This window comes from Nostoc sp., assembly GCF_036917275.1.
Lineage (GTDB): Bacteria > Cyanobacteriota > Cyanobacteriia > Cyanobacteriales > Nostocaceae > Nostoc.
In genome coordinates this window covers 59,811-74,840 of sequence record NZ_JBALDF010000011.1, presented here as the reverse complement: position 1 = coordinate 74,840, position 15,030 = coordinate 59,811, and the positions used below count along the sequence as shown (strand labels likewise).

The 15,030-nt window shown below is 42.5% G+C and carries 14 protein-coding genes; 2 read left to right on the top strand and 12 right to left on the bottom strand.

The features are described 5' to 3' along the window. Positions 1–98 precede the first annotated feature (98 nt). The 3 genes from V7K35_RS05035 to V7K35_RS05025 all read right to left on the bottom strand — a co-directional run bounded on the left by V7K35_RS05035 (position 99) and on the right by V7K35_RS05025 (position 2,032). Entirely contained in the window at positions 99–614 is a 516-nt protein-coding gene (locus V7K35_RS05035) for a hypothetical protein (RefSeq protein ID WP_335076892.1), read from the bottom strand. A 2-nt stretch (positions 615–616) separates the two neighbouring features. After that, positions 617–1,135 carry a DUF29 family protein gene (locus V7K35_RS05030; protein ID WP_335076890.1) on the bottom strand — a complete coding sequence of 173 codons (519 nt, stop codon included), beginning with the start codon at positions 1,133–1,135 and terminating at the stop codon, positions 617–619. 273 nt (positions 1,136–1,408) lie between these two features. Beyond that, positions 1,409–2,032, bottom strand: coding sequence for a class I SAM-dependent methyltransferase (locus V7K35_RS05025; RefSeq protein WP_335076888.1), 624 nt, complete (start codon positions 2,030–2,032; stop codon positions 1,409–1,411). A 96-nt stretch (positions 2,033–2,128) separates the two neighbouring features. On the opposite strand from V7K35_RS05025, the gene hemH reads away from it, so the two are divergent. Then, on the top strand, positions 2,129–3,295 hold the full coding sequence (gene hemH / locus V7K35_RS05020) for a ferrochelatase (protein WP_335076886.1): 1,167 nt from the start codon (positions 2,129–2,131) through the stop codon (positions 3,293–3,295). A 74-nt stretch (positions 3,296–3,369) separates the two neighbouring features. On the opposite strand, the gene V7K35_RS05015 is transcribed toward hemH, so the two are convergent. From V7K35_RS05015 to V7K35_RS04980, 8 genes are all read right to left on the bottom strand, one after another. Next, positions 3,370–3,942, bottom strand: a complete 573-nt coding sequence (locus tag V7K35_RS05015; RefSeq protein ID WP_334792863.1) for a DUF4126 domain-containing protein — start codon at positions 3,940–3,942, stop codon at positions 3,370–3,372. A gap of 476 nt (positions 3,943–4,418) precedes the next feature. Continuing rightward, the gene (gene purB, locus V7K35_RS05010) at positions 4,419–5,714 is read right to left on the bottom strand and encodes an adenylosuccinate lyase (RefSeq protein WP_335076884.1); all 1,296 of its coding nucleotides are present in this window, start codon (positions 5,712–5,714) and stop codon (positions 4,419–4,421) included. Positions 5,715–5,754: 40 nt separating this feature from the next. Continuing rightward, positions 5,755–6,306 carry a DUF421 domain-containing protein gene (locus V7K35_RS05005; RefSeq protein ID WP_334792869.1) on the bottom strand — a complete coding sequence of 184 codons (552 nt, stop codon included), beginning with the start codon at positions 6,304–6,306 and terminating at the stop codon, positions 5,755–5,757. Positions 6,307–6,470: 164 nt separating this feature from the next. Further along, the gene (locus V7K35_RS05000) at positions 6,471–7,478 is read right to left on the bottom strand and encodes a YihY/virulence factor BrkB family protein (RefSeq protein ID WP_335076882.1); all 1,008 of its coding nucleotides are present in this window, start codon (positions 7,476–7,478) and stop codon (positions 6,471–6,473) included. A 606-nt stretch (positions 7,479–8,084) separates the two neighbouring features. Beyond that, a complete protein-coding gene (locus V7K35_RS04995) occupies positions 8,085–9,614 on the bottom strand; it encodes a YifB family Mg chelatase-like AAA ATPase (RefSeq protein ID WP_335076880.1) in 1,530 nt (509 codons plus the stop codon). A gap of 151 nt (positions 9,615–9,765) precedes the next feature. Then, positions 9,766–10,464, bottom strand: a complete 699-nt coding sequence (locus tag V7K35_RS04990) for a DevA family ABC transporter ATP-binding protein (protein ID WP_335076878.1) — start codon at positions 10,462–10,464, stop codon at positions 9,766–9,768. Positions 10,465–10,530: 66 nt separating this feature from the next. After that, entirely contained in the window at positions 10,531–11,706 is a 1,176-nt protein-coding gene (devC, locus tag V7K35_RS04985; protein WP_335076876.1) for an ABC transporter permease DevC, read from the bottom strand. Beyond that, on the bottom strand, positions 11,703–13,010 hold the full coding sequence (locus tag V7K35_RS04980; protein WP_335076874.1) for an HlyD family efflux transporter periplasmic adaptor subunit: 1,308 nt from the start codon (positions 13,008–13,010) through the stop codon (positions 11,703–11,705). Before V7K35_RS04980 ends, devC begins: the two co-directional genes overlap by 4 nt. A 481-nt stretch (positions 13,011–13,491) precedes the next feature. Between V7K35_RS04980 and V7K35_RS04975 the strand changes: the two genes are divergently transcribed. After that, positions 13,492–14,109 (top strand): TetR/AcrR family transcriptional regulator, encoded by a 618-nt coding sequence (locus tag V7K35_RS04975; RefSeq protein ID WP_335076872.1) that lies wholly within the window; start codon positions 13,492–13,494, stop codon positions 14,107–14,109. Between the two features lie 351 nt (positions 14,110–14,460). Here V7K35_RS04975 and infC read toward each other — a convergent pair whose 3' ends face one another. Continuing rightward, a complete protein-coding gene (gene infC / locus V7K35_RS04970; protein WP_273763311.1) occupies positions 14,461–14,976 on the bottom strand; it encodes a translation initiation factor IF-3 in 516 nt (171 codons plus the stop codon). Between the last annotated feature and the right edge of the window lie 54 nt (positions 14,977–15,030).

Below are 15,030 nucleotides of genomic sequence, written 5' to 3'. Positions count from 1 at the left end.
TAGTGTATATACTACGGTTTAGCAATCACTTTACCGTAATATTGACTTTGTTTGCTACCTCAGTTTTCATCTGTATACAAATAGCGATCGCCTTATTTTTACCGATTTATCCAATCTTCTCCACCAGCTAACTGAATTAAATTTTCAGCCACAATTGTGGGTAACTCCTTAGGTGAATAGGAATAAGTTAGCACCAAAAACTTCAAAGCAGTCTGAATTAGCTGGTTTCTATCCACCATTTCAGCCAGTTGAAACTGACTATATTTCCCACTCATCACTTCCTCACTAGCATCAGCGATCGCATCTTCAATAATTTCTTCTTCTATCAAATTTTCCCATTCATCTAAATTAATATAGTAAGATGTTTTATTATCTTTGATATTCACTTTTTTAATTTCTCTGATGGAATTACGAATAGAATTTGCCCATGAACCAGTTAATCGTTGTTCTATTTGGTTCTTAATCAAATGAATCAGCAGAATCCTTAAATAAGCTTGAATATTCCGCAGAATAGCTTGTTTACTCATGCCCTCTAATTCATCAACAATTGCCAAGGCATCTGCATAACGTCCTTCCAAAATACTATTTTTTAGGTCTATTAGTTCCTGAGTCATTTTTACCGCCTACCTGCTTTCCAATCTTCTCCACCGGGTAGCTGAGTTAAAGTTTCAGCCACAACTGCGGGTAACTCTTTAACTGAATAAGAATAAGTTAGCGCCAAAAACTTTAAAGCAGTCTGAATAGTCTGATTTCTATCTACCATTTTAGTAAGTTGGAATTCATTGTACATTCCATTTAAAACTTCCACACTGGCATCAGGCACTGCTACTTCTATTTCATCTTCAATATAAGTATCCCATTCGTTTAAATTGATATAATATGATTTTTTATTGTCTTTGAGATTGAGTTTCTTAATTTCTATAAGTGAATTCCGAATAGAAGCTACCCAAGAATTTGTTAATCGCTGCTCTACTTGGTTTTTAATCAAATGAATCAGCAGAATCCTTAAATAAGCTTGGATATTTCGCAGAATAGCTTGTTTACTCATCCCCTCTAATTCATCAACAATTATCAAGGCATCTGCATAACGTCCTTCCTGAATACAAGTTCTGAGGTCTATTAATTCCTGTGTCATTTTTATTAACCTCAAAATTTCATCATCATAATTTGAATATAACAATTACTTCTGTTTCATTACTCAGGTAGATATCTTAACCATTAACAAACTCACAACTTGCACTCTTTCCCAAAACCGCCTCAAAATTCATTCTGAGGCTTATAGCTCAAGTTTTCTAAAGAAGACTGGGTAAAGGTTGTAGTCAACTTGAGTAGACTTGCGCTATAAAAGAAGAAATTTATTTCTTGACGGAATATAGGGTAGGTGCAAGATATAACTAAAGCGTATCCTTCACTTCTTCGCCTGTATCACTTGCAAACTACCACCAGAATATAAAGTGGGTTCACCCACTTCAAACCCCATCTCTGCCAATAATCCAGCTAAATCAGTTTTCAACAATTCCCAAGCTGTCTCCGTCTCAAACAACAGCAAAAACACTGACACCCCAGGCCAAAATATCGGATTCGTAGGAGCATGAAAATCCACCAGCGTGAACACCCCTCCTGGTTTCAGCACCCGATAAACTTCACTAATAATTTTTCGCAATTGCTGAGGTTGCATTTCGTGTAATGCAACGCTGGTATGCACCACATCAAACAGATTATCTGCAAATGGCATCTTTTCGGCAAAAGCTTCGACATAGGAAGCTTCAGGTATATTTTGCCGCGCCCGTTGCAAAGACTTGGGTGAGGCGTCCAATCCTGTTACATTTTGTGAAAATTTTACCAAAAATTGCGTCGTTTGACCACTGCCGCAACATAAATCTAAGACCTGAGTTTCTGAGTGAATTGTTAAGCCTTGCAAAGCAAGTTGCCGAAAACGGGCTTCACCACCTACACTTAAGGCTGCTAAACGAGAGATACCATCATACATCCACTGATAGCGGTAACTCCAATCCCTTAAAATTGTTACCATTGCATATTTCCTTGCTATTAAGCTTTATTATTTAATAAAGATATATATTGTTAACATTAGTAAAAAACCTGAAAAGATTGGGGGAAAGTAACTGCTATGGGTCGTGTAGGCGTCTTATTACTCAATCTCGGTGGCCCTGATAAGCTAGAGGATGTCGGGCCGTTTTTGTACAATCTATTTTCCGATCCGGAAATTATTCGCCTACCATTTCGCTGGTTGCAAAAGCCCCTAGCCTGGTTTATTGCCTCGCGGCGACTCAAAACCTCTCAAGAAAATTATAAGCAAATCGGTGGTGGTTCCCCACTGCGGCGAATTACAGAAGCGCAAGGGGAAGCTCTAAAAGAACAGTTGGGTTATTTGGGGCAAGAAGCCAATATCTACGTGGGAATGCGTTATTGGCATCCTTATACAGAAGAGGCGATCGCACAGCTTACCCAAGATAATATAGAACACCTGGTAATTTTACCACTCTATCCCCAGTTTTCTATCAGTACCAGTGGTTCCAGCTTCCGGCTTTTAGAAAAGCTTTGGCAAGAAGACCCAAAACTTCAGCCCATTGATTACACCGTCATTCCTTCTTGGTACAAAGAACCAGGCTACCTGCAAGCAATGGCGGAACTCGTAGCCCAGGAACTCGAACAGTTTCCTAATCCAGACGAGGTTCATATATTCTTCAGTGCTCACGGCGTTCCTAAAAGCTACGTTGAAGAGGCTGGCGACCCTTACCAGCAGGAAATTGAGGAATGTACTGCGCTGATTATGCAGACCCTCAATCGGCCCAATATCCACACCTTAGCTTACCAAAGTCGCGTCGGCCCAGTAGAATGGCTCCAACCCTATACTGAAGATGCCCTGAAAGAACTAGGCGCACAAGGTGTGAAGGATTTGGTTGTCGTACCGATCAGTTTTGTCTCAGAACACATCGAGACACTGCAAGAAATTGATATTGAGTATCGGGAAGTAGCAGAAGAATCAGGAATTCACAACTTCCGTCGCGTTCCTGCTCCCAATACCCATCCAGTGTTTATTAATGCACTTGCAGACCTGGTGATTGATGCGCTGAAAAACCCCAGTTTCAAGCTTTCGCAAGCTGCCCAAATCAAAAAAATGGTAAAAATGTACCCCCAAGAGCGTTGGGAATGGGGTTTGACTACTAGCGCTGAAGTATGGAATGGTCGGATTGCCATGCTGGGCTTCATTGCCTTAATCATCGAGCTGATTACCGGTCACGGCTTCTTGCATATGATTGGGCTTTTGCAGTAAAAGGCATTGGGCATGGGGCATTGGAAAACTCTTCCCTTATCCCCCGAAGTTGTGATCTAAGGAAGCCTGATACTTCAGACTTCTCTTTTAGTCCGCGATGCCCTATGCCCTATGCCCTTGTGATACCAGTCATACCACTGCTTCGCGCTACGAACTGCAAACCAGAGCAGTATTAAAGCAATTAATCCTCCTTGCCGGGGCGCACCAAAGGCAAAAAGTACTAGAGCTACACCTAAGATATCTTGAAGAAAGACTGCCCACAAAGGTAAGCCACGTAACCGATAGAACCAACCAACTTGAACTAGCTGGAGTACTAAAGCTAACAAACCCCCAATTAAGGCAATCAGCCAGTTTGGCGTTGCTGTTGCAGAAGCTACTCCTAACCCCATAATTGCTCCCACGAGAGGGGACATAAATAATTCAACCAGTTGTAGCAATCTTTGCCCCCATAGCTTTTTTGAGGCTAATAATTCAATTAAAGACCAACAGCTGAGGCAGCCTAATAAGATTGGTGGGGAAATGTGAGATAAAATTGGAACTTGTGACCATAAGCTACTACCCTGCAACAGTCCAATAATTAACAAAGGTATACCTATTCTCATTCCTGCTGCCGCAGAGGCTGAAAGTGTGGCTAGGATTTCAATCATTAGGGCACTCAGGGTGCTAGGTGAGCAAGTATTTGTTGTTTATACTACCCACTGCTGGTAATAATTCCAGCACTGAACTAAAATTTTAGGACTTACGCACACTCTACGAATTCTTGGCGCTCTTGGCGTCTTGGCGGTTCGATAAATTAAGCTTTTTAGCAATTTTTGCGTAAGTCCTGAATTTGTCGGACTTACGCAATACATTTATTCGTTGAGGTTAGGCATTAGGCATTGCTTAATTTTCCATGCCCTATACATGATCCATGTCCAGCTTAAGTACTTGATTTTTAGTTGCTCAAGCGTAAGTCCTAATTAATCAATTGGAAGTCCATTTGATTACCCATAATAAAATTTTCCATGTCTGTGTGTCTCCACGTCCCCCATGTACATTTGTAGGGGCGCAAGGTCTTGCGCCGCTACGTTCGCGGAGCGTCCCGCAGGGATGGGATGTTTTTTTAACTGGAATGTCCCTAAAGCTAAATACCCAACCTTTGGTAAACCTCTTCTAAATGCAGGAGATGCTGTTGGGGGTCAAAACTCACCTCAATTTCTGCTGGAGACAACTTTTGGGTAACACGAGAGTCTTTGCTAATTAAGTCGTGAAAATTGCCTTCTGGCTTATTCCAAGCAGCATGAGCGTTTTCTTGAACGATCGCATAAGCTTCTTCACGGCTGCTTCCCTTGTCTATCAAAGCAAGTAGCACTTTTTGGCTGAACACAACGCCGCCATAACAGTTGAGATTTCGTTCCATGTTCTCAGGATAGACCAACAGGTTTTTCACCAAGTCGGTTATTTCTACCAACATAAAGTGCGTCAAAGTACAAGCATCTGGCAAAATTACCCGTTCTACAGAACTGTGGGAAATATCCCTTTCATGCCAGAGAGCCACGTTTTCCAAGGCTGCACCTGCATGACTTCTGACGAGTCGCGCCATTCCCGTTAGCCGTTCCGAACGGATGGGATTGCGCTTGTGTGGCATTGCTGAGGAACCTTTTTGACCTTTGGCGAAGAATTCTTCAACTTCCAGAACGTCTGTTTTTTGCAGATTGCGAATTTCTACAGCAAAACGTTCGATGGATGCCGCTACCAAAGCTAATTGTTGCACATAGTCGGCGTGGCGATCGCGGGAAATAACTTGCGTTGAGGCCGTGTCGGGTTTGAGTCCAAGTTTTTGGCAAGCGATCGCTTCTACACGCGGTTCAACATTCGCATAGGTTCCTACTGCACCAGAAATCTTACCCACGGCAATAGTTTGGTGAAGAATTCTCAAGCGTTCTTGGTGTCGCAACACGTCTGCTAACCAGCCAGCTAGCTTGAAACCAAAAGTAATCGGTTCAGCGTGGATACCATGCGATCGACCAGCCATCACTGTATGACGATGTTCTTGAGCTTTTTGGCGAATTACCTGAATCAAGTCTTCCAAACGTTGCAATAATATATCTAGGCTGGCAACTAATTGCAGTGCTAAAGCTGTATCCAAAACATCCGAACTGGTTAAACCCAAATGAATATAGCGTCCGGCATCACCTACATATTCATTGACGTTTGTCAAGAAAGCGATGACATCGTGGCGGACTACAGCTTCAATTTCCAGCACCCTATCGGGGTCAAAATCTGCCTTGGACTTAATTTCCTCAACCGCCTCAGATGGAATATAACCCAGTTCAGCTTGAGCCTCACAAACAGCAATTTCGACTTGCAGCCAAGTTTTTAGCTTGTAGGTTTCACTCCACAGATTAGCCATTTCGGGCAAAGTATAGCGCTCAATCACAGTTCGGCACAGAATACAACCGTCATATTTTACAGTCTAATTAATGTAGATCACTTTTTAACGCTGTTTTTTGCTCAGGGACGGAACTAGTTTTTGAATTTGAGGTAATGATACTAATCCTACCGTCAGCCTCTATATATGCAAACTTCACATCTGCTAAAAATTCCACACCTTGCTGACGTAACTTGCTCATCAACTCATCGTCTGTAATTAACTCTCGTTGCAAATGACGCTGAATCATCCGACCATTTTTTACCAGTAGCAGTGGCGGCTGATTCATAAAACGTTGGAACTGGGGTATTTTGTAGCCTAACCAGTTCAGCAAATAGCTCCAAAAAATTACAGTTCCTACTAGAATCGCGCCCTCAGTAATCGATGTATAATTACTTGCCATAGCGTTTTGGGCAGCTTCAGCAAATAGCACAACTACTAATAAATCACTTATTCCTAGTGTTCCTAATTGTCGGCTAGGAAGGAAACGTAGGACTGAAAATAGTGCTAAATATACCAGCGAACCACGGATAATCAACTCTAAGACGCTAATGCTAGGAACAAAGATTGATTGCCAATTGATAAAAAACCATTTTTCCATTAGCACTGATTTTCTTCCTTTCTCAATAGATTCTGGAAAAAATCCAGTATCAGGTTATTTATCTGTAGTGTTATTTCATAAATCTGACTTTTATTAGAGGTGAAATCCTTCAATATTTATCAGACTTACAAATATAAAATCCCAGTATTCCGAGATTAAAATCGCTAATCTTTTCTTCTATTTTTTGAGCGTTTGGGCTTCTTAAAAGACTGGAATAAGCGATTAATCAAGTTAGAAGATGGCTTTTTATTTGTGGACGATCGCCCCGTTGGATTCGTGCCATTATCTTTGGTGTTATCAGACAGAGGTACGGCATCCTTCGTTGGGACTATACCGCTTCCATACCTTCTGGCATAAACTTGGGTAAACTCTGCACCGAAGAAAAGAATCTGTGCGGCATAGTTAACCCAAGCTAAAAGCACTACCAGTGAACCCGCAGCACCGTAGGTTGAACCAAAACTACCATTACCTAGATATTGTCCTAATAAAAACCTACCGATAGAGAATAAAAATGAGGTAATAACAGATCCAATAAAAACATCATTCCAAGTAATTTTGACATCTGGCAGAACTTTGAAAATTAACCCAAATAGTGCTGTAGTGATCGAAAAAGATAAAACAAAGTTAACTATTCGCCAGAGGAAATCAACACCGGGTAGGATGTTGCCAAAGTATGCTACTGCTGCTGCTAACCCTGTACTAATTACCAGAGAAACTAAAAGTAGAAAACCAATTCCGATCACCATTGCAAAGGACAAAAAGCGTAAACGAATCATGTTATTTACGCCGCGTCCGGGTTTTGGTTTGACTTCCCAAATCGTGTTGAGGGAATCTTGCAACTCGGTAAATAAACCAGTAGCGCCCACTAGCAGAACTACAACACTAATAATGGAAGCGATCGCTCCTGTTTGTGGTTTGTTAGCATTCTGAATGGCTGTTTGGATAAATTGTGCCCCATCTTTACCGACTAAACCTTGAATTTGTGCAACAATTTGACCCCTTGCTGCCTCTTCTCCAAATACTACCCCTGCGATCGCAATTACAATAATTAACAACGGGGCAATGGAAAAAATTGTGTAGTAAGCTAACGCTGCCGCTAACCGTGAAGCTTTATCATCACTCCATTCTTTGAATGTCTCTTGTAATAACTTCCACATCGCCTGTAAATTCATCCAATCAGTCTCCTTAGAGAATGTCGCTTACTTCCTGATATATTTGATACTTATTTATTAAGTAACGGCATCCACCCAAAGGAGTTTGTGTAGCGTCCTGAAGGAGGAATTTAGTAGAGTCGATAATTTCCTTGATGGCAATATCTATAAATAATTTGCTTTTTGATAAACAATAGGTAGTGCGATCGCTTTAATATATAAAATGCCGTGAAAGCGATTGCATAATTGCTTGATTGATTAGTTATTAGTAAGAGCGCTTTTGAAGTGGATACCTTGCCTCTTGTAGCGCAGAAAAACTTTCTTATATCAGACTTTAAACTCTTCTTCTCTGTGCATCTGTCTTGAAAAGTCTAATTTATATCATGTCCGAAAAATTAGTTGTAATATGTCATTAAGTTGTAATCAACTCCCCGATCCGCACCATCTGAGAAGTTCCAAAGGTTGAGTTGTCCCCCTAGTACAGCAGGGCGTAAATAAACAGACCATTGAAAAGCCCTAAAGAGCTTATTCCATAATACTTTTGAGTTTTTACTTTTGTACTTTTGACTTCCGCCTTGCGGTACTAGCCTCAACCTTTAACAGACTTAAGCCATCATCACAAGATTCCTACTGCATTCTATCGATTGTGCGATACTGGATTGCTTCTGCTACATGATTGGTTTTTAGCTCATCGTCTCCGGCTAAATCTGCAATAGTCCGCCCTACTTTGAGAATGCGATCACTCGCTCTTGCAGATAAACCTAATTTTCTAATGGCTATTTCTAATAAACTGCGGCTAGCATCATCTAGCTTGCACCATTTCTGGAGATGACGACTTTGCATGTGGGCATTGCAACGCAGATTTGGTTCTTCTTGGAAGCGGGTAATTGCGCGATCGCTTGCTTGTTGCACTCGTTGTAGTACTGTTATTGATGCTTCTCCCGTAGGTTGTTGGGTAATTTCTTCTGGTTTCAAGCGATTCACCGCAACTTGTAAATCAATTCGATCCATCAATGGCCCAGAAAGTTTTGCCCAATATTGCTCGCGTTGACGGGGAGAACAAGTACATTGTTGAATGGTATCACCATAATAACCGCAAGGACAGGGATTGGTACTCGCCACCAAAGTAAACTGCGCGGGAAACATTACCGATAGTTTGGTGCGGGAAATCGTGACGTAACCATCTTCTAAAGGTTGACGCAGAAATTCTAAAACATCTCGTTTAAACTCAGTTAATTCGTCAAGAAACAGCACGCCCCTGTGAGATAATGAGATTTCCCCAGGACGAGGAAAGCTACCGCCACCCACAAGAGAAGGCCCGGATGCTGAGTGGTGGGGGCTGCGAAAAGGGCGATCGCGTACCAATGAACCGCGATTTTTCAATAAACCAGCCACCGAATGGATGCGAGTCACTTCTAAAGATTCGGCAAAACTTAAGGGCGGCAAAATTCCTGGTAAGCGTCGTGCTAACATGGTTTTCCCACTCCCAGGCGGCCCAACAAAAATTAAATTATGCCCACCAGCAGCAGCAATTTCTAAGGCACGACGCGCATGAGCTTGTCCTTTCACATCATGCAAATCTGCGCCAGGGTAGGATACTGCTGCTATTTCCGTTGTGCCATCGATCTGCACAGGTTTGTAACGCCCTGGATTATTTAAAAAATCCACCACCTCAGACAGATGTTTGCAGCCGTAAACAGCCAAGTCTTGAACCACAGCCGCTTCTTGGGCATTATCAGCAGGGAGAACTAAACCTGCAATTCCCATCTTTTGGGCTGCTGCTGCGATCGGTAAAACACCAGCCACCGGGCGCAAGCTGCCATCTAAAGAGACTTCGCCCAAGAATAGATAATCCCCCAATAAATCAGCGCTAACTTGCTCAGAAGCCGCCAAAATTCCCACACTAATAGGCAAATCGAAACAAGGGCCTTCTTTGCGTAAATCTGCCGGAGTTAAATTGATCACAATTTTTCGCATGGGAAAGGCAAAACCTGCATTCTTCAGGGTTGCTTTGACTCTTTCTCTGGATTCTTGAATCGCTGAATCTGGCAGTCCCAAGACAACAATTCCCGGTAATCCCCCTGACACATCGACTTCCACCCCTACTTTGACGGCATCGATGCCCACAATTGATGCACTCCAGACTCTGGCAAGCATTTATTATATAACAGTAAACCTTTCAAATCTCTAGCAGATGAGTTGCTAAATTGGCATTAGTGAAACTACAGAGACGATTTTCTGATCAAAATAGTTAAATAGCACTTTCTGACTATTTTCTTGTTAATAAAACATTTTGAAAAGAACCAGTCTAACTAACTGCAACAACAGCACCGTCATTTACTAACTTCCCATCTTCCATGTAGACGATGCGATCGGCAATATCTAGAATGCGGTTGTCATGAGTAACCAAGAGAATCGTACAATCCTGTTCTTTAGCTAGTGTTTGCATCAAGTTGACCACATCTCGTCCCGATTTACTGTCAAGGGCGGCGGTGGGTTCATCCGCTAAGACAATTTTAGGACGACCAACTAGAGCACGAGCGATCGCAACTCTTTGTTTTTGTCCTCCAGATAAATCATCAGGATAATAATTCAGGCGCTCTCCTAATCCTACCTCCTCTAACATCTGGGCTGACCGAGTTATCATTTCAGGTTGGGAAATATTTTTGTGCAATTCCAAGCCCATTCTGACGTTTTGCAACGCACTCAGGCTACCGTGCAAATTGTGCGCTTGGAAAATATAACCATTACTGCGTCGCGCTTGGGTGAGTCGTCTGGCGTTAGCGCCACAGAGTTCTTGTTCCAAAACCTGCAAACTACCAGATTGGGCAGAACGTAAGCCGCCGACTAAAGTGAGAAGTGTAGTTTTACCAGAACCAGAAGGCCCAGTCATAATAATAATTTCGCCGGCGTTAATATCCAGATTGATATCAAAGAGAACTTGCTTACGAAGTTGACCATGACCGAAGTAGTGGTCAAGATTTTTGACAGAGATAACAGGAAGCATAACAATTTTAGATTTTAAATTTTAGATTTGGAATTATTAATTATCCCAATGCCCCATGCCGATTTTTTAAAACATATCTGCGGGGTCGGCGGACTGTAATTTACGAGTAGCGATCGCACCTGAAATTAAACACATAATCATAGTCAGCACTAACACTGTCAACGCTCGTGCTAAGGTCATATATACAGGTAAATTCGTAGCATTACGAGTCATATGGTAGAGTCCCAAGGGCACAATTGCTCCTGGGATAAAGCCCAGTACTGCCAGAATTACTGCCTCTTCAAACACCACACTTAGTAGGTAAAGATTGTTATAACCCATTGCTTTGAAGGTGGCATATTCCTTCATATGGGCATTCACATCTGTAGAAAGAACTTGATAGACGATAATTACCCCTACCAAAAACCCCATTGTTACACCTAGACTGAAAATAAACCCAATGGCAGTGTTTTTTTGCCAATAGTCTCTCTCAAAGGCGATAAATTCATCGTGAGTCAAAACTTTGACATCCTTACCCAGGTAAGATTTCAAGGTGTTTGCCACTTGCTTTGGGTCATAGCCTGGTTGTAGCTGAATCAAACCTAAACTTACACTGCTTGCCTGTTGTCTGGGAAATAATCGCAAAAAGTTATCATCGCTGGTAATCAAGCTACCATCTGCGATAAAAGAAGCTCCAACCTTAAATAAGCCATTAATAGTAATTGTGCGTCGTTCTATTTCGGTTGTGACGGGTTTTCCCTGCTCAATTTGGGCGATTACCTCTGTATAGTCTCCTCTAGAAGCACTGTCGAACAAGACGCTATCTGGTAACTTAATCACGTCCAAGTTGCGGTTAACTTCTGGTAAGTCAAAAAGTTGCTTGTCAGGATTGAACCCTATAACTAATACTGCTGTTTCCTGGTGCGTTTGGGGATTTTTCCAATCGAGAAAGTTGAGATACATTGCTTCGGCCGACTTCACCCCCGGCATATCCATTGCCTGGTACAGTCGCCGCCGAGGAAATGTAGACATATTTGCCAGGTTACGAGCTTGGGGACTAACTAACATGATGTCTCCCTGCATACTGGCATGTAGCCTGGTGTTACTGTCAAACAGTGCATTCTGAAACCCTAGCTGCATGAACATGAGAACATCGGCAAAGGCAATGCCTGACAATGCCACCAAAAAACGCCCTTTTTCATGACTCAATTGCAGCCATCCTAAAGGTGTCCGCCGCCGCAGTTGCTGGATAAATCCAATCACAGTTCAATCACCGCCTTGACTTGCAGATTAGTTAAGCTAGTAGCTTCTTGGCTAGATAGTCGATTTAGTTGCACATGAACTTCCACAACTCTGGCATCAATATTGCTAGAGGGGTCGGCATTGATGACATTCTGCCGCTTTATTTGCATACCAACCCAATCTACCCTTCCCAATAATTCATGAGCTAGGGAATCGCTACTGATCCGCACTCGTTGCCCCGGACGCACTTTCTTGATATCACTTTGGTAAACTTCTGCTACCGTATACATTTGGTCGGTTTGACCTAAATCCACAATTCCTTGATTACCAACAGTTTCTCCCGATCGCGTATTAATCTCCAAAATTCGACCAGGTTTAGGAGCCAGTACGTATGCCTGTGCTAGTTCTGCTTTAATTTTATCGGCGGTGGCTTGAGCGCTGTCTATTTCTGCTTGTGCAGTTGCTACATCTGTTGGACGCACTTCGGCAGTTTGGTTGAGGGTAGCTTTTGCCTCATTAATTTGCTGTTGCAAGGTGGCTGAAGTTTTGTTCTGGTTGGCTTTTGCCTCATTAATTTGCTGTTGCAAGGTGGCGATAGTTGTTCTCTGGGTAGCTTGGCTTTCCAGCAACTGCTGAGTGGAAGTTTCTGCACTCAAGCGTCTCCTGTCAACTTCCTGACTGGAAATTGCTCCTTGTTGGTATAAAGTCTCGTAGCGTTGGGCGTCAGCTTGGGCATTACCTTTCTCGGCTGTTAAGCGAGCCACTGTTGCTTTTAACTGCTGTTTTTGACCCTCTAGTTCCGCTTCTAGGCGATTAATTGTGGCTTGCTGAGTTTTGATATCTCCCTCTAGTTCAGCTTGTATACGGCTCACAGAGGCTTGCCGCGCCCCAATTTCTCCCTGTTTCGCTCCCGCTCTTACTTGGGCAAGACGGAATTTGGCTACTTGGACTTGTTTTTCTGCTTCACGCAAACTTCCTTGTAAGCGATCGCGACTGTCCATAACCGCAATTACCTGCCCAAATCTTACTCTATCCCCTTCTTTAACCAAGAGTTGTTCAACGCGATTCCCTTCATTCGAGGTAGGTGCAGAAAGTTTTATCACCTCTCCTTTCGGTTCCAACCGTCCCAATGCTGTTACTGTTTTTACCACTGCCTTGGGTAATGCTGATGTCTCTTGCGGCTTATTAGCTCTACTTTGAAACTTTTGTATCGCATAAACACTTACTACACCCAGTAAAAAAGATGCTAGCATTGCTAACAAAACAGGCAATCTGAAGATATTTTGGGAAAACCGGGATTCATCTAGCTTTAAGTTTCGCTCCATAGCACCCATCTTATACTAGTGGACAATAAAACTAAACCGTATAGTTTTATAATACTAAACTAAATGGAGTAGTTTAGTCAATATCGCGTAGCTAAAGTTGTTACTAATTTGTCCTACATACCAAATCTATATAAAGATGCATATAATTAGCCTGCAAAGGCAGGCTTGGTATAGCAATTATCGTTTACGTGAGGTACACCCGTAGGGGCACGGCATTGCCGTGCCCCTACACCTCGTGATGTAACGTTGTACTGCATCTGAATGGGAACCGCTATAAGTCTAGTCCAAAGCTTCTAGGCTATGGGCATAATATGTAGGCTCACAGAGAATTGGAAAAAGCCAATGAAAGGATAAAGCCTAAAGAAAGAAAAATTTATTTTAGAGCAATTCTCTTATTGAGATTGATTGCAAAGGCGAAAGGATTTTTAATTTTAATTTGAATTATTTTTAAGATGGTTCCACAGCACAGGATGATTAAAAAATGACCCACATAAAAATTAACGAAGTTGAGCGGGAGGGTTCAAGCGATAAAGTCGAAAAAATTTTACAAGGGGCGATGCAAGAGTTTTTGGCACATGGCTATGCTGGTGCAAGCATGGATCGGGTAGCGGTAGGAGCAGGCGTTTCTAAAGCGACAGTTTACAGCCACTTTCACGATAAAGAAGGACTTTTTAAAGCACTAATGGAGCAACTAGCACGAAAGCGGTTTGAGTCAGTTTTTGGCACACAACCTCTTGAGGGAGAACCCGATATTGTCCTGCGGGAGTTGTTAACAAAAGCCTTGACACAGATGCTCAATGACAAGGAATTTCAGGGATTTCAGCGAGTGCTGATTGGGGAGTCTGCTCGTTTTCCAGAGTTATCTCAGGTTTTCCTCAGTTGTATTGCTAAACCTGGGAGCGAGATTATCAGTCAATACCTGGCTTCTCGCCAGGAACTCAATATTCCTGATCCAGAGGCAATGGTATGGATTTTGATGGGGTCAATAGTGCATTTAGTGATTGCTCAGGAGATTATGCATGGCAAAGATATTATTCCGATGGAAAGCGATCGCTTGATTGATGCCTTGACACACTTAATCACTAAATGCGCCGATTGATTAGCTATCTCCCGGCGCTTATTCAGTCGTAAGGTCAAATTCACCTTGAGTAACAGTTGACTGTTTTCTCGATAAAAGCTCCAGTCTTGCCTCCGGTTTTTTCCTTCCTTACCGTTGAACCTAGAATCCCACGGCTTTACGTGAAAACCAGCTAACGCCGTCTTTTCATAGCCGTGGGAGTATCAATTAGAGGCGGGGGGTAGGGGGCAAGGCAGAACAGCGCTCAAATATCAGAAGATTCCGCCCCTAATAGTGGCTGCTCGTACTGAAAATCCTTTTTCTCCCTTGCCCCCTTGCCTTTATTTTGTCGAAGGCTGCTATAAATACATCCTCCAGCAATTGCAAGATTAACTAGGCAGGAATCACTTGAACAATTAGTGAGCGTTTATCCAGCGACTGGATTTTACCTACTTGACTGAGATCATTTGCAATTCTGTCTAGCAGTTCTCCAGCTTGGTCGCGATATTGATGTTCTCGGCCTCGTAAACGAATGGCAAATTTCACTGAATCGCCTTTACTCAACCACTCAACTGCTTTCTGAATGCGTAAATTGTAATCAGCCACACCCACGTTTAGACCGAACCGAACTTCCTTTACCGTGGGTCTAGCACTCTGGCTTTGACGTTTTTTCTTTTGATATTGAAGCTTGCCATAGTTAAGAATCTTGGCGATTGGAGCCTCTTTGCCTTGAGAGACTACAACCAAGTCAAGCTCTAAGCTCTCGGCTAACTGTAGCGCCTCATTGGTGTCGATCAGACCACGATTGTTATTCTCATGGTCAATCAAGAAGACATGAGGTGACTTGATTTGCGAATTAATCAGTTGCTTTTGGATTGCGATAATGAATTTCTCCCAATTGTTTAACACATTATTTTGCAAGTAATGCTAATTTAACACACCACTGAATTAGAGCAACTTTAA

Excerpts from the sequence above, each read along its gene's own strand:
- V7K35_RS05035 (WP_335076892.1), bottom strand. The coding sequence starts at position 614 with ATGACTCAGGAACTAATAGACCTAAAAAATAGTATTTTGGAAGGACGT.
- V7K35_RS05030 (WP_335076890.1), bottom strand. The coding sequence starts at position 1,135 with ATGACACAGGAATTAATAGACCTCAGAACTTGTATTCAGGAAGGACGT.
- V7K35_RS05025 (WP_335076888.1), bottom strand. The coding sequence starts at position 2,032 with ATGGTAACAATTTTAAGGGATTGGAGTTACCGCTATCAGTGGATGTAT.
- hemH (WP_335076886.1), top strand. The coding sequence starts at position 2,129 with ATGGGTCGTGTAGGCGTCTTATTACTCAATCTCGGTGGCCCTGATAAG.
- V7K35_RS05015 (WP_334792863.1), bottom strand. The coding sequence starts at position 3,942 with ATGATTGAAATCCTAGCCACACTTTCAGCCTCTGCGGCAGCAGGAATG.
- V7K35_RS05005 (WP_334792869.1), bottom strand. The coding sequence starts at position 6,306 with ATGGAAAAATGGTTTTTTATCAATTGGCAATCAATCTTTGTTCCTAGC.
- V7K35_RS05000 (WP_335076882.1), bottom strand. The coding sequence starts at position 7,478 with ATGAATTTACAGGCGATGTGGAAGTTATTACAAGAGACATTCAAAGAA.
- V7K35_RS04995 (WP_335076880.1), bottom strand. The coding sequence starts at position 9,614 with ATGCTTGCCAGAGTCTGGAGTGCATCAATTGTGGGCATCGATGCCGTC.
- V7K35_RS04990 (WP_335076878.1), bottom strand. The coding sequence starts at position 10,464 with ATGCTTCCTGTTATCTCTGTCAAAAATCTTGACCACTACTTCGGTCAT.
- V7K35_RS04980 (WP_335076874.1), bottom strand. The coding sequence starts at position 13,010 with ATGGAGCGAAACTTAAAGCTAGATGAATCCCGGTTTTCCCAAAATATC.
- V7K35_RS04975 (WP_335076872.1), top strand. The coding sequence starts at position 13,492 with ATGACCCACATAAAAATTAACGAAGTTGAGCGGGAGGGTTCAAGCGAT.